15 protein-coding genes are annotated in these 13,688 nt (G+C 55.4%); all 15 read left to right on the top strand.

Translation table 11 applies throughout. From position 1 onward, the window contains the following. Nucleotides 1-57: 57 nt before the first annotated feature. The 15 genes from rpoC to rpmC all read left to right on the top strand — a co-directional run bounded on the left by rpoC (nucleotide 58) and on the right by rpmC (nucleotide 13,687). Nucleotides 58-4,257, top strand: coding sequence for a DNA-directed RNA polymerase subunit beta' (rpoC, locus tag OH720_RS28770; RefSeq protein WP_008065703.1), 4,200 nt, complete (start codon nucleotides 58-60; stop codon nucleotides 4,255-4,257). Nucleotides 4,258-4,472: 215 nt separating this feature from the next. Continuing rightward, entirely contained in the window at nucleotides 4,473-4,844 is a 372-nt protein-coding gene (gene rpsL / locus OH720_RS28765; protein WP_003186084.1) for a 30S ribosomal protein S12, read from the top strand. A 122-nt stretch (nucleotides 4,845-4,966) separates the two neighbouring features. After that, entirely contained in the window at nucleotides 4,967-5,437 is a 471-nt protein-coding gene (rpsG, locus tag OH720_RS28760; protein WP_002555493.1) for a 30S ribosomal protein S7, read from the top strand. 30 nt (nucleotides 5,438-5,467) lie between these two features. Beyond that, complete coding sequence (fusA, locus tag OH720_RS28755; protein WP_008065706.1) at nucleotides 5,468-7,573, top strand: elongation factor G; 2,106 nt, start codon at nucleotides 5,468-5,470, stop codon at nucleotides 7,571-7,573. A gap of 30 nt (nucleotides 7,574-7,603) precedes the next feature. Then, complete coding sequence (tuf, locus tag OH720_RS28750; RefSeq protein ID WP_008065716.1) at nucleotides 7,604-8,797, top strand: elongation factor Tu; 1,194 nt, start codon at nucleotides 7,604-7,606, stop codon at nucleotides 8,795-8,797. 159 nt (nucleotides 8,798-8,956) lie between these two features. After that, a complete protein-coding gene (gene rpsJ, locus OH720_RS28745; protein WP_003186070.1) occupies nucleotides 8,957-9,268 on the top strand; it encodes a 30S ribosomal protein S10 in 312 nt (103 codons plus the stop codon). 80 nt (nucleotides 9,269-9,348) lie between these two features. Continuing rightward, complete coding sequence (gene rplC / locus OH720_RS28740) at nucleotides 9,349-9,984, top strand: 50S ribosomal protein L3 (protein WP_003186059.1); 636 nt, start codon at nucleotides 9,349-9,351, stop codon at nucleotides 9,982-9,984. A 12-nt stretch (nucleotides 9,985-9,996) separates the two neighbouring features. Beyond that, nucleotides 9,997-10,599, top strand: a complete 603-nt coding sequence (gene rplD, locus OH720_RS28735; RefSeq protein WP_003228735.1) for a 50S ribosomal protein L4 — start codon at nucleotides 9,997-9,999, stop codon at nucleotides 10,597-10,599. Beyond that, on the top strand, nucleotides 10,596-10,895 hold the full coding sequence (gene rplW / locus OH720_RS28730; protein ID WP_002555488.1) for a 50S ribosomal protein L23: 300 nt from the start codon (nucleotides 10,596-10,598) through the stop codon (nucleotides 10,893-10,895). The genes rplD and rplW overlap by 4 nt, the downstream gene beginning before the upstream one ends. A gap of 14 nt (nucleotides 10,896-10,909) precedes the next feature. Beyond that, nucleotides 10,910-11,734, top strand: a complete 825-nt coding sequence (rplB, locus tag OH720_RS28725; protein ID WP_003186055.1) for a 50S ribosomal protein L2 — start codon at nucleotides 10,910-10,912, stop codon at nucleotides 11,732-11,734. A gap of 16 nt (nucleotides 11,735-11,750) precedes the next feature. Further along, entirely contained in the window at nucleotides 11,751-12,026 is a 276-nt protein-coding gene (rpsS, locus tag OH720_RS28720) for a 30S ribosomal protein S19 (RefSeq protein ID WP_002555486.1), read from the top strand. Between the two features lie 11 nt (nucleotides 12,027-12,037). Continuing rightward, nucleotides 12,038-12,370 (top strand): 50S ribosomal protein L22, encoded by a 333-nt coding sequence (rplV, locus tag OH720_RS28715; RefSeq protein ID WP_003103908.1) that lies wholly within the window; start codon nucleotides 12,038-12,040, stop codon nucleotides 12,368-12,370. Nucleotides 12,371-12,383: 13 nt separating this feature from the next. Further along, entirely contained in the window at nucleotides 12,384-13,070 is a 687-nt protein-coding gene (gene rpsC / locus OH720_RS28710) for a 30S ribosomal protein S3 (protein WP_008065719.1), read from the top strand. A gap of 12 nt (nucleotides 13,071-13,082) precedes the next feature. Continuing rightward, nucleotides 13,083-13,496, top strand: a complete 414-nt coding sequence (gene rplP, locus OH720_RS28705) for a 50S ribosomal protein L16 (protein ID WP_003228729.1) — start codon at nucleotides 13,083-13,085, stop codon at nucleotides 13,494-13,496. Next, complete coding sequence (gene rpmC / locus OH720_RS28700; RefSeq protein ID WP_002555481.1) at nucleotides 13,496-13,687, top strand: 50S ribosomal protein L29; 192 nt, start codon at nucleotides 13,496-13,498, stop codon at nucleotides 13,685-13,687. Before rplP ends, rpmC begins: the two co-directional genes overlap by 1 nt. Nucleotide 13,688: the final 1 nt, after the last annotated feature.

The following is a 13,688-nucleotide window of genomic DNA, read 5'->3' as shown; positions in this document are numbered from 1 at the left end:
CGCGAATCGAGAGCGGGGCAGCACTGCCCGCTCTCTGCTCCGCCAGGAGGAAAGGCCTTGAAAGACCTACTGAATTTGCTGAAAAACCAGGGTCAAGTCGAAGAGTTCGACGCCATCCGTATCGGATTGGCATCGCCTGAGATGATCCGTTCGTGGTCGTTCGGTGAAGTTAAAAAGCCGGAAACCATCAACTACCGTACGTTCAAACCCGAGCGTGACGGCCTGTTCTGCGCCAAGATCTTTGGCCCGGTAAAGGATTACGAGTGCCTGTGCGGTAAGTACAAGCGCTTGAAGCACCGTGGCGTAATCTGCGAGAAGTGCGGCGTTGAAGTCGCGCTGGCAAAAGTTCGTCGTGAGCGCATGGCGCACATCGAACTGGCCTCGCCAGTTGCCCACATCTGGTTCCTGAAATCGCTGCCGTCCCGTATCGGCTTGCTGATGGACATGACCCTGCGTGATATCGAACGCGTTCTCTACTTTGAGAGCTACGTCGTTATCGATCCAGGCATGACCACCCTTGAAAAAGGTCAGCTGCTCAACGACGAGCAGTACTTCGAAGCGCTGGAAGAGTTCGGCGACGATTTCGATGCCCGCATGGGTGCCGAAGCTGTCCGCGAACTGCTGCACGCTATCGACCTGGAACACGAGATTGGCCGTCTGCGTGAAGAGATTCCGCAAACCAACTCCGAAACCAAGATCAAGAAGCTGTCCAAGCGTCTGAAGTTGATGGAAGCCTTCCAGGGTTCCGGCAACCTGCCAGAGTGGATGGTGCTGACCGTTCTGCCGGTTCTGCCGCCAGATCTGCGTCCACTGGTCCCGCTGGATGGCGGTCGCTTCGCGACTTCCGACCTCAACGATCTGTATCGTCGAGTGATCAACCGTAACAACCGTTTGAAGCGCCTGCTGGATCTGTCCGCTCCGGACATCATCGTGCGCAACGAAAAGCGTATGTTGCAGGAAGCTGTCGACGCACTGCTCGACAACGGTCGTCGTGGCCGCGCTATCACTGGTTCCAACAAGCGTCCTCTGAAATCCCTGGCTGACATGATCAAGGGTAAGCAGGGTCGTTTCCGTCAGAACTTGCTCGGTAAGCGTGTTGACTACTCCGGTCGTTCGGTAATTACCGTAGGTCCGACCCTGCGTCTGCACCAGTGCGGTCTGCCGAAGAAGATGGCTCTGGAACTGTTCAAGCCGTTCATTTTCGGCAAGCTGGAAATGCGTGGTCTCGCTACCACCATCAAAGCGGCTAAGAAAATGGTCGAGCGCGAACTGCCAGAGGTTTGGGACGTTCTCGCTGAAGTGATTCGCGAACACCCGGTTCTCCTCAACCGTGCACCGACCCTTCACCGTCTGGGTATCCAGGCGTTTGAACCGGTACTGATCGAAGGTAAGGCTATCCAGCTGCACCCTCTGGTCTGCGCCGCGTACAACGCCGACTTCGACGGCGACCAAATGGCCGTGCACGTACCGCTGACGCTGGAAGCCCAGCTCGAAGCGCGTGCGTTGATGATGTCGACCAACAACATTCTGTCGCCAGCCAACGGTGAGCCAATCATCGTTCCGTCGCAGGACGTTGTATTGGGTCTGTACTACATGACGCGTGAAGCGATCAACGCCAAGGGCGAAGGTCGTGTGTTCGCGGATCTGCAGGAAGTTGACCGTGTGTTCCGTGCCGGCGAAGCCGCACTGCACGCCAAGGTTAAAGTGCGGATCAACGAAACCGTCAACGACCGTGATGGCGGCAGCGTGACCAACACCCGTATCGTCGACACCACTGTCGGCCGTGCGCTGTTGTTCCAGGTTGTGCCAAAAGGTCTGTCGTACGACGTCGTCAACCTGCCGATGAAGAAAAAGGCGATCTCCAAGCTCATCAACCAGTGCTACCGCGTGGTTGGTTTGAAAGAGACCGTGATCTTCGCTGACCAGTTGATGTACACCGGTTTTGCCTATTCGACCATTTCCGGCGTTTCCATCGGCGTTAACGACTTCGTTATCCCGGATGAAAAAGCCCGCATCATCGGTGCTGCCACCGACGAAGTGAAAGAGATCGAAAGTCAGTACGCCTCCGGCCTGGTAACCCAGGGCGAGAAGTACAACAAAGTGATCGACCTTTGGTCCAAGGCGAACGACGAAGTTTCCAAGGCGATGATGGCCAACCTCTCGAAAGAGAAAGTCATCGACCGCCATGGCGTCGAAGTCGACCAAGAGTCCTTCAACTCGATGTACATGATGGCTGACTCGGGTGCGCGGGGTTCCGCAGCACAGATTCGTCAGCTGGCCGGTATGCGTGGCCTGATGGCCAAGCCGGACGGTTCCATCATCGAAACGCCGATTACTGCGAACTTCCGTGAAGGTTTGAGCGTACTCCAGTACTTCATCTCCACTCACGGTGCTCGTAAAGGTCTGGCGGATACCGCGTTGAAAACGGCGAACTCGGGTTACCTGACCCGTCGTCTGGTAGACGTGGCGCAAGACCTGGTTGTAACCGAGATCGATTGCGGCACCGAACACGGTCTGCTGATGACTCCGCACATTGAAGGCGGTGACGTTGTAGAGCCGTTGGGTGAGCGCGTATTGGGTCGTGTTATCGCCCGTGACGTATTCAAGCCAGGTACCGAGGACGTCATCGTTCCTGCCGGCACCCTGGTCGACGAGAAGTGGGTCGAGTTCATCGAACTCAACAGCATCGACGAAGTGATCGTACGTTCGCCGATCAGCTGCGAAACCCGTTTCGGTATCTGCGCCAAGTGCTACGGTCGCGACCTGGCTCGTGGTCACCAGGTGAACATCGGTGAAGCGGTCGGCGTTATCGCTGCCCAGTCCATCGGTGAGCCGGGTACCCAGCTGACGATGCGTACGTTCCACATCGGTGGTGCGGCAAGCCGGACCTCCGCAGCCGACAGCGTTCAGGTGAAGAATGGCGGTACCGTCCGTCTGCACAACCTGAAACACGTTGAGCGAGTGGATGGTCACCTGGTTGCCGTGTCCCGTTCCGGTGAGCTGGCCATCGCTGATGACTTCGGTCGTGAGCGTGAGCGTTACAAGCTGCCGTACGGTGCCGTGATTTCGGTTAAAGAAGGTGACAAGGTCGACGCTGGCGCTATCGTGGCCAAGTGGGATCCGCACACTCACCCGATCGTTACCGAAATGAAAGGTACCGTGACCTACGTGGGCATGGAAGAAGGCATCACGATCAAGCGTCAGACTGACGAATTGACCGGTATGACCAACATTGAAGTACTCGACGCCAAAGACCGTCCAGCTGCCGGTAAGGATATCCGTCCTGCTGTGAAGATGGTTGATGACAACGGCAAGGATCTGTTGCTGCCAGGCACTGACGTTATCGCTCAGTACTTCCTGCCAGCCAACGCCCTGGTCGGTGTGGCGGACGGCGCGAAGATCGCGATCGGTGATGTTATCGCTCGTATCCCGCAAGAAACTTCGAAGACCCGTGACATCACCGGTGGTCTGCCGCGTGTTGCCGACTTGTTCGAAGCTCGTCGTCCGAAAGAAGCCTCGATTCTGGCTGAAGTCAGCGGCACCATCGCGTTCGGTAAAGAAACCAAGGGCAAGCGCCGTCTGGTTATTACCCCGAACGACGGTAGCGATCCGTACGAAGAGCTGATTCCGAAGTGGCGTCACCTGAACGTGTTCGAAGGCGAACAGGTAAACCGCGGCGAAGTTATCTCCGACGGTCCAAGCGATCCACACGACATCCTGCGTCTGCTGGGTGTGAGTGCGCTGGCCAAGTACATTGTTAACGAGATCCAGGACGTTTACCGTCTGCAAGGCGTGAAGATCAACGACAAGCACATCGAGACCATCCTGCGTCAGATGCTGCGTAAAGTTGAAATCGCTGAATCCGGCGATTCCAGTTTCATCAAGGGCGACCAGATGGAATTGACTCACGTTCTGGTAGAGAACGAGCGTTTGAGCGGCGAAGACAAGTTCGTCTCCAAGTTCACTCGCGTTCTGCTGGGTATCACCAAGGCGTCGTTGTCCACCGAATCGTTCATCTCGGCGGCTTCCTTCCAGGAAACCACCCGTGTACTGACCGAGGCGGCGGTTACCGGCAAGCGCGACTACCTGCGCGGCCTGAAAGAAAACGTGGTCGTGGGTCGTCTGATCCCGGCTGGTACCGGTCTGGCTTATCACAGCGAGCGTAAGCGCCGCCGTGATGCAGACAAACCGTTGCGCGTGAGCGCCAGTGAAGTGGAAGCTGCACTGACCGAAGCGCTGAACTCGAGCGGTAACTGAGTTCTGCGGTAAATGAGCAGGGGCCCTGGTCACTCCGTTCATCGAATCGAGACAATTTGTCGATGTTTGACGGGCGGGGAGGTCGGGGCCTTGCCTTGACTGGGGACAAGATCCTCTTTAGACTCTTGTACCCCTAAATTTGGCGGGAATTCGTTCCTGCCATTTTGCTTTTCTTGCAAGACAATAGCGTCGCAAGACAACAGTGGAGCTAGTAGATGGCAACTATCAACCAGCTGGTACGTCAGCCGCGTAAGCGTATCGTCGAGAAATCCGACGTGCCTGCGCTGCAGAACTGCCCGCAACGCCGTGGCGTGTGCACCCGTGTGTACACCACCACGCCGAAAAAACCTAACTCGGCACTGCGTAAAGTATGCCGTGTGCGCCTGACCAACGGTTTCGAGGTTTCCTCGTACATCGGCGGTGAAGGCCACAACCTGCAAGAGCACAGCGTGGTACTGATCCGCGGCGGTCGTGTAAAAGACTTGCCAGGTGTTCGTTACCACACCGTTCGCGGTTCGTTGGATACTTCCGGCGTTAAAGGTCGTAACCAGGGTCGTTCGAAGTACGGTACCAAGCGTCCGAAGTAATGGTCGCTTGCTGCAAAAAACTGATTTCTATTTTTCTGAGTCGATAAGAGTAAGGTCGGAGGCGTCCCGTAGTAATGGGCACCGATTCCGAGCGAACCTGAAGACCGTTTGAGGGCTTATCCATGCCAAGAAGACGCGTAGCAGCCAAGCGCGAAGTGCTTGACGATCCAAAATACGGAAGCCAAATCCTGGCCAAGTTCATGAACCACGTGATGGAAAGCGGCAAGAAAGCCGTTGCCGAGCGTATCGTTTATGGCGCGCTGGAAAAGGTTAAAGAACGCAAGAACAGCGACCCCCTGGAAATCTTCGAGAAAGCTCTCGACGCCATCGCTCCGCTGGTCGAAGTAAAGTCGCGCCGTGTAGGCGGTGCTACTTACCAGGTTCCGGTTGAAGTTCGTCCGTCCCGTCGTAACGCTCTGGCAATGCGCTGGTTGGTAGACTTCGCCCGTAAGCGCGGCGAGAAGTCTATGGCTCTGCGTTTGGCTGGCGAACTGTTGGACGCTGCCGAAGGTAAAGGTGCTGCAGTTAAGAAGCGTGAAGACGTGCACCGTATGGCTGAAGCTAACAAAGCTTTCTCGCACTACCGCTTCTAATTTTAGCGTCACTAATTTTGCGAGGGCTTTATGGCTCGTACAACACCGATTAATCGCTACCGTAACATTGGTATCGTTGCTCACGTGGATGCTGGTAAAACCACCACCACCGAGCGCGTCCTTTTTTACACTGGCAAAAGTCACAAAATGGGCGAGGTGCATGACGGCGCCGCGACCACAGACTGGATGGTTCAGGAGCAGGAGCGTGGTATTACCATTACTTCTGCTGCTATTACCGCCTTCTGGCAGGGTTCTGCGAAGCAGCACAAAGACCAATACCGCTTCAACGTCATTGATACCCCGGGTCACGTAGACTTCACCATTGAAGTTGAACGTTCCCTGCGTGTACTCGACGGCGCGGTCGTTGTGTTCTGCGGCACTTCCGGCGTTGAGCCTCAGTCCGAAACCGTATGGCGTCAAGCCAACAAATACGGTGTTCCACGTATCGTTTACGTGAACAAGATGGACCGTGCCGGCGCGAACTTCCTGCGCGTGATCGCTCAGATCAAACAGCGTCTGGGTCACACCCCGGTGCCAATCCAGTTGGCTATCGGTTCCGAAGACAACTTCCAGGGTCAGATCGATCTGATGACCATGGAAGCGGTTTACTGGAACGATGCTGACAAGGGCATGACTCCACGTCGCGAAGCCATCCCTGCTGAACTGCAGGAACTGGCTGAAGAGTGGCGCAGCAACATGGTTGAGGCTGCGGCCGAAGCCAGCGAAGAGCTGATGAACAAGTACCTCGAAGGTGAAGAACTCACCATCGAGGAAATCAAGGCCGCTCTGCGTCAGCGTACTATCGCTGGTGAAATCGTCCTGGCTGTTTGCGGTTCTTCCTTCAAGAACAAGGGTGTTCCCCTGGTTCTCGACGCCGTTATCGACTACCTGCCGGCTCCAACCGACATTCCTGCCATCAAGGGTACTGACCCGGATGACGAGGAAAAGCAAATGGAGCGTCATGCAGACGACAACGAGCCGTTCTCGGCTCTGGCGTTCAAGATCGCTACCGACCCATTCGTGGGTACCTTGACCTTCGTCCGCGTTTACTCGGGCGTGTTGGCCTCCGGCGACGGCGTGATCAACTCGGTTAAAGGCAAGAAAGAGCGCGTGGGTCGTATGGTGCAAATGCACGCAAACGCCCGTGAAGAGATCAAGGAAGTACGCGCTGGTGACATCGCGGCCCTGATCGGCATGAAGGACGTCACCACTGGTGAAACCTTGTGCAACGCTGACAAGCCAATCATCCTGGTTCGCATGGACTTCCCGGAGCCGGTTATTTCGGTTGCCGTAGAGCCTAAGACCAAGGATGACCAGGAAAAAATGGGTATCGCTCTGGGCAAACTTGCTCAGGAAGACCCGTCTTTCCGCGTCAAAACTGATGAAGAGACTGGTCAAACGATCATCTCCGGCATGGGCGAGCTGCACCTGGACATCCTGGTTGACCGGATGCGCCGTGAGTTCAACGTCGAAGCCAACATCGGTAAGCCTCAAGTTTCGTACCGTGAGCGCATCACGAAGAGCTGCGAAATCGAAGGCAAGTTCGTTCGTCAGTCCGGCGGTCGTGGCCAGTTCGGTCATTGCTGGATCCGTTTTGCACCTGCTGACGAAGGTCAGGAAGGTCTGCAATTCCTGAACGAAGTAGTGGGTGGTGTGGTTCCTAAGGAATACATCCCGGCTATCCAGAAGGGTATCGAAGAGCAGATGAAGAACGGTGTTGTTGCCGGCTATCCGCTGATCGGCCTGAAGGCTACCGTGTTTGATGGTTCTTACCACGACGTCGACTCGAACGAGATGGCGTTTAAGGTGGCTGCTTCCATGGCGACCAAGCAACTGGCCCAGAAGGGCGGTGGTGAGTTGCTCGAGCCGATCATGGCGGTAGAGGTTGTTACGCCTGAAGACTATATGGGTGACGTGATGGGCGACCTGAACCGTCGTCGCGGCATGATTCTGGGTATGGAAGACACGGTTTCCGGTAAGGTAATCCGTGCTGAAGTTCCGTTGGGCGAGATGTTCGGTTATGCGACCGATGTTCGTTCGATGTCCCAGGGTCGCGCAAGCTACTCTATGGAATTCAAAAAATACAATACGGCTCCGTCGCACATCGTCGAAACCGTTACCAAAAAACAAGGCTGATTCAGTCCTTTAGGCAAGGAGTTAATTGTCGTGGCTAAAGAAAAATTTGATCGTTCCCTACCGCACGTCAACGTTGGCACTATCGGTCACGTTGACCACGGTAAAACCACTCTGACCGCTGCTCTGACTCGCGTCTGCTCCGAAGTTTTCGGTTCGGCCGTAGTTGAATTCGACAAGATCGACAGCGCTCCAGAAGAAAAAGCTCGTGGTATCACCATCAATACCGCGCACGTCGAGTACAACTCGAACATTCGTCACTACGCTCACGTTGACTGCCCAGGTCACGCTGACTACGTGAAGAACATGATCACCGGTGCTGCCCAGATGGACGGCGCGATCCTGGTTTGCTCGGCCGCTGATGGTCCGATGCCACAAACCCGTGAGCACATCCTGCTGTCCCGTCAGGTAGGCGTTCCGTACATCGTGGTTTTCCTGAACAAGGCTGACCTGGTAGACGACGCTGAGCTGCTGGAACTGGTTGAGATGGAAGTTCGCGACCTGCTGTCCACCTACGACTTCCCAGGCGACGACACCCCGATCATCATCGGTTCGGCTCGTATGGCGCTGGAAGGCAAAGACGACAACGAAATGGGCACCACTGCCGTTCGTAAGCTGGTTGAGACTCTGGACACCTACATCCCAGAGCCAGAGCGTGCTATCGACAAGCCATTCCTGATGCCAATCGAAGACGTATTCTCGATCTCGGGTCGTGGTACTGTTGTGACTGGTCGTATCGAGCGCGGTATCGTTCGCGTTCAAGATGCACTGGAAATCGTTGGTCTGCGTGACACCACCACCACCACCTGCACCGGTGTTGAGATGTTCCGCAAGCTGCTCGACGAAGGTCGTGCTGGCGAGAACTGCGGCGTTCTGCTGCGTGGTACCAAGCGTGACGACGTTGAGCGTGGCCAGGTTCTGGTTAAGCCAGGTTCGGTTAAGCCGCACACCAAGTTCACCGCAGAAGTTTACGTTCTGAGCAAGGAAGAAGGCGGCCGTCACACTCCGTTCTTCAAAGGCTACCGTCCACAGTTCTACTTCCGTACTACTGACGTGACCGGTAACTGCGAGCTGCCAGAAGGCGTTGAAATGGTAATGCCAGGTGACAACATTCAAATGACTGTTACCCTGATCAAAACCATCGCAATGGAAGACGGTCTGCGCTTCGCTATCCGTGAAGGCGGCCGTACCGTTGGTGCTGGCGTTGTAGCTAAAATCATCGAGTAAGCTTCTCTTTTGAGATAGCTTCGATGCTTTGAAAAGGCCCCCGCTCAGCGGGGGCCTTTTTTATTGGGTTGACACCTATCTGGGGCGTCTATAGAATTGCGCCTCCTTTTAACGGGCGTATTGCGCCCGGTGGGAATAGCAGCCGGAGTCTGAAATCCAATGCAAAATCAGCAAATCCGTATCAGGTTGAAGGCTTTTGACCATCGCCTGATCGACCAATCCACCCAGGAAATCGTGGAAACCGCGAAACGTACTGGTGCTCAAGTGCGTGGTCCAATTCCACTGCCTACCCGTAAAGAGCGGTTCACCGTTCTGGTCTCCCCGCACGTCAACAAAGACGCGCGTGACCAGTACGAGATCCGTACTCATAAGCGCGTTCTGGACATCGTCCAGCCAACGGATAAAACCGTTGATGCACTTATGAAGCTTGATCTTGCGGCCGGTGTGGAAGTGCAGATCAGCCTCGGCTAAGACTCGGTCTTAGTCGTGTAACGCTCTGAAATGGGCGGCCATAGCGGGTGAAAGCCCCGTACACTCATGAGGTTTACAACATGACTATTGGTGTAGTCGGTCGTAAATGCGGTATGACCCGTATTTTCACCGAAGAAGGTGTCTCCATTCCGGTCACGGTCATTGAGATCGAACCGAATCGCGTCACCCAGTTCAAAACTGAAGAGACCGATGGCTATCGTGCAGTGCAAGTCACTGTCGGCGAGCGTCGTGCTTCGCGTGTAACAGCAGCTCAGGCTGGCCACTTCGCTAAAGCGAACGTTGCCGCTGGTCGTACCGTAATGGAATTCCGCCTTGAAGAAGGCGAGTACCAGGCCGGCGATCTGATCAACGCTGAAATCTTCGCCGCTGGTCAACTGGTTGATGTAACCGGTCAGTCCAAAGGTAAAGGCTTCCAGGGTACGATCAAGCGTTGGAATTTCCGCGGGCAAGATAACACCCACGGTAACTCCGTATCCCACCGCGTTCCAGGCTCTATCGGCCAGTGCCAGACTCCTGGTCGTGTATTCAAGGGCAAAAAAATGTCCGGTCATATGGGCGCTGAGCGCGTGACCGTGCAGTCCCTCGAAGTAGTGCGCGTGGACGCTGAACGCAATCTGTTGTTGGTCAAGGGCGCTGTTCCTGGCGCTACTGGCGGCAACTTGGTTGTACGTCCAGCAGCCAAGGCTCGCGGTTAAGGGGAAGCTGACATGCAATTAAATGTAAATGACGCTCAAGCGATCGAAGTTTCCGAACTGACATTTGGCGGCGAATTCAACGAGACGCTGGTTCACCAAGCAGTCGTGGCCTACATGGCTGGCGGTCGTCAGGGTTCCAAGCAGCAAAAGACCCGTTCCGACGTTCGTGGTGGCGGTAAGCGCCCATGGCGTCAGAAAGGTACTGGCCGTGCTCGTGCCGGTACTATCCGTAGCCCAATCTGGCGTGGCGGCGGTACCACTTTCGCAGCTCGTCCTCAGGATCACTCCCAGAAGCTGAACAAGAAGATGTATCGCGCAGCAATGCGTTCCATCCTTGCTGAGCTGGTGCGTACTGATCGTCTGGTCGTGGTTCAGGATTTCGCCGTTGAAACGCCGAAAACCAAAGACCTGCTGGGCAAACTGAACAACATGAGCCTGACCGACGTTCTGATCGTGTCGGACGCTGTTGATCAGAACCTGTACCTGGCTGCTCGTAACCTGCCACACGTAGATGTACGTGACGTGCAAGGTTCCGATCCAGTTAGTCTGATCGCATACGACAAGGTGTTGATCACCGTGTCGGCCGTGAAGAAATTCGAGGAGCTGCTGGGATGAACCAGGAACGCGTATTTAAAGTTCTGCTTGGCCCGCACGTTTCCGAGAAGGCTACGGTTCTGGCAGACAAGAAAGGCCAGTTCGTTTTCAAGGTTGCTACTGATGCAACCAAGCTGGAAATCAAGAAGGCCGTCGAAAGCCTGTTCAGCGTGAAAGTAGAGCGTGTTACTACCCTGAACGTTCTGGGTAAGAGCAAGCGCACTGCTCGCGGTCTGGGCAAGCGTAATGACTGGAAGAAGGCAGTTATCTCCCTTCAGCCAGGCCAAGATCTCGATTTCAGCAGCAGTGCTGAGTAAGGAAGGGGTGCATCATGGCAATCGTTAAATGCAAACCGACTTCCCCTGGCCGCCGTTTTGTGGTCAAGGTGGTCAACCAGGAGCTGCATAAAGGCGCTCCTCACGCACCGCTGCTCGAGAAGAAGTCGAAGTCTGGTGGTCGTAACAACAATGGCCGTATTACCACTCGTCACATCGGTGGTGGTCATAAGCAGCATTATCGTCTGGTCGATTTCCGTCGCAACGACAAAGATGGCATCGCTGCCACTGTCGAGCGTATCGAATACGATCCAAACCGTACTGCTCACATCGCTCTGCTGCTGTACGCAGATGGCGAGCGTCGCTACATCATCGCCCCTAAAGGCGTGAGCGCTGGCGACCAGCTGATCGCAGGTGCTCTGGCACCGATCAAGCCGGGCAACGCTCTGCAACTGCGCAACATTCCAGTTGGTAGCACCGTACACGGCATCGAATTGAAGCCAGGTAAAGGCGCACAGATCGCTCGTTCCGCTGGTGCTTCGGCTCAGCTGATCGCTCGTGAAGGCGTGTACGTTACCCTGCGTCTGCGTTCCGGTGAAATGCGTAAAGTCCTGGCTGAATGCCGTGCGACCCTGGGCGAAGTCTCGAACTCCGAGCACAGCCTGCGTTCGCTGGGTAAAGCTGGTGCCAAACGCTGGCGTGGCGTTCGCCCAACCGTTCGTGGTGTTGCCATGAACCCGGTTGACCACCCACATGGTGGTGGTGAAGGTCGTACCTCTGGTGGTCGTCATCCGGTATCGCCATGGGGCTTCCCGACTAAGGGCGCGAAGACTCGTGGTAATAAGCGTACCGACAAAATGATCGTCCGTCGTCGCAAGTAAATAGAGGGATACGACAGTGCCACGTTCTCTGAAAAAAGGTCCTTTTATCGATCTTCACCTACTGAAGAAGATCGAAGTGGCGGCGGAAAAGAACGATCGCAAACCGGTGAAAACCTGGTCGCGTCGTTCGATGATCCTGCCACAAATGGTCGGTCTGACCATCGCAGTACACAACGGTCGTCAGCACGTCCCAGTTCTCGTGAACGAAGACATGGTCGGCCACAAACTGGGCGAGTTCGCCGGTACCCGCACTTATCGCGGGCACGTGGCAGACAAGAAAGCCAAGCGTTAAGGGGTTAGGAAATGGAAGTAGCCGCTAAGTTGTCGGGCGCTCGAATCTCCGCCCAGAAAGCCCGCTTGGTCGCCGACCAGATCCGCGGGAAGAAGGTGGGCGAAGCGCTCAACCTGTTGGCTTTCAGCAGTAAGAAAGCCGCCGAGATCATGAAGAAAGTGCTGGAGTCGGCCGTAGCCAACGCCGAGCATAACGAAGGCGCAGACGTTGATGACCTGAAGGTCAGCACCGTTTTCGTCAACGAAGGGCGTTCGCTGAAGCGCATCATGCCACGTGCCAAAGGCCGTGCTGATCGCATCGTCAAGCGGTCTTGCCATATCACTGTCAAGGTTGCTGACAAGTAACGGAGTCGAAGAGATGGGTCAGAAAGTACATCCCATTGGCATTCGCCTGGGAATCGTCAAGGAGCACACCTCCGTCTGGTACGCAGACGGTCGGACTTATGCGGACTATTTGCTCGCAGATCTGAAGGTGCGTGAGTATCTCCAAGACAAACTAAAAAGCGCGTCCGTAAGCCGTATCGATATCCATCGTCCGGCTCAAACTGCACGCATCACCATCCACACCGCTCGTCCAGGTATCGTTATCGGGAAGAAAGGTGAAGATGTTGAGAAACTGCGTCAGGACCTGACCAAGCAAATGGGTGTGCCTGTGCACATCAATATCGAAGAGATCCGCAAGCCGGAGCTCGACGGTATGCTGGTTGCGCAGAGCGTAGCTCAGCAGCTGGAGCGTCGCGTAATGTTCCGTCGCGCTATGAAGCGCGCTGTACAGAACGCCATGCGCATTGGTGCCAAGGGCATCAAAATCCAAGTGAGCGGTCGTCTCGGCGGTGCTGAAATCGCACGTACTGAATGGTATCGCGAAGGTCGTGTGCCATTGCACACCCTGCGTGCCGACATCGACTATGCCAACTACGAAGCTCACACCACCTACGGTGTGATCGGTGTAAAGGTTTGGATCTTCAAAGGCGAAGTAATTGGTGGTCGCCAAGAAGAACTGAAACCACAAGCACCAGCGCCTCGTAAAAAAGCTGCTAAGTAAGGGGTACGCCAAATGTTGCAACCAAAGCGTACGAAGTTCCGCAAGCAGATGACCGGCCACAACCGTGGTCTGGCACTGCGCGGTAGCAAAGTCAGCTTCGGCGAGTTCGCGCTGAAGTCTGTAGCTCGTGGTCGTCTCACCGCTCGTCAGATCGAGTCAGCGCGTCGTGCTCTGACCCGTCACGTAAAACGTGGTGGCAAGATCTGGATCCGTGTATTCCCGGACAAGCCGATCTCCAAAAAACCTCTCGAGGTTCGGATGGGTAAAGGTAAGGGTAACGTGGAATACTGGGTTGCCCAGATTCAGCCAGGCAAAGTCCTGTATGAAATCGAGGGTGTTTCTGAAGAGCTGGCGCGTGAGGCTTTCGCCCTGGCTGCTGCAAAGCTGCCGCTCGCCACCTCCTTTGTTAAACGGACGGTGATGTGATGAAAGCGAATGAACTTCGTGAAAAATCCGCACAGCAGCTGAACGAGCAACTGCTCGGCTTGCTGCGCGACCAGTTCAATCTGCGTATGCAGAAAGCAACTGGCCAGTTGGGGCAGTCTCATCTGCTCTCGCAAGTTAAGCGTGACATCGCTCGCGTGAAGACTGTGCTCAACCAGCAGGCAGGTAAGTAAT

The organism is Pseudomonas sp. WJP1 (assembly GCF_028471945.1).
GTDB lineage: Bacteria > Pseudomonadota > Gammaproteobacteria > Pseudomonadales > Pseudomonadaceae > Aquipseudomonas.
This window is presented reverse-complemented; position numbering and strand designations above follow the sequence as displayed.

Bases quoted from the DNA above. Each gene is read 5' to 3' on its own strand.
- rplP (WP_003228729.1), top strand. From the start codon at position 13,083: ATGTTGCAACCAAAGCGTACGAAGTTCCGCAAGCAGATGACCGGCCAC.
- rpsL (WP_003186084.1), top strand. From the start codon at position 4,473: ATGGCAACTATCAACCAGCTGGTACGTCAGCCGCGTAAGCGTATCGTC.
- rpsJ (WP_003186070.1), top strand. From the start codon at position 8,957: ATGCAAAATCAGCAAATCCGTATCAGGTTGAAGGCTTTTGACCATCGC.
- rpsC (WP_008065719.1), top strand. From the start codon at position 12,384: ATGGGTCAGAAAGTACATCCCATTGGCATTCGCCTGGGAATCGTCAAG.
- rplW (WP_002555488.1), top strand. From the start codon at position 10,596: ATGAACCAGGAACGCGTATTTAAAGTTCTGCTTGGCCCGCACGTTTCC.
- rplC (WP_003186059.1), top strand. From the start codon at position 9,349: ATGACTATTGGTGTAGTCGGTCGTAAATGCGGTATGACCCGTATTTTC.
- rplD (WP_003228735.1), top strand. From the start codon at position 9,997: ATGCAATTAAATGTAAATGACGCTCAAGCGATCGAAGTTTCCGAACTG.
- rplV (WP_003103908.1), top strand. From the start codon at position 12,038: ATGGAAGTAGCCGCTAAGTTGTCGGGCGCTCGAATCTCCGCCCAGAAA.
- rplB (WP_003186055.1), top strand. From the start codon at position 10,910: ATGGCAATCGTTAAATGCAAACCGACTTCCCCTGGCCGCCGTTTTGTG.
- rpsG (WP_002555493.1), top strand. From the start codon at position 4,967: ATGCCAAGAAGACGCGTAGCAGCCAAGCGCGAAGTGCTTGACGATCCA.
- fusA (WP_008065706.1), top strand. From the start codon at position 5,468: ATGGCTCGTACAACACCGATTAATCGCTACCGTAACATTGGTATCGTT.
- rpmC (WP_002555481.1), top strand. From the start codon at position 13,496: ATGAAAGCGAATGAACTTCGTGAAAAATCCGCACAGCAGCTGAACGAG.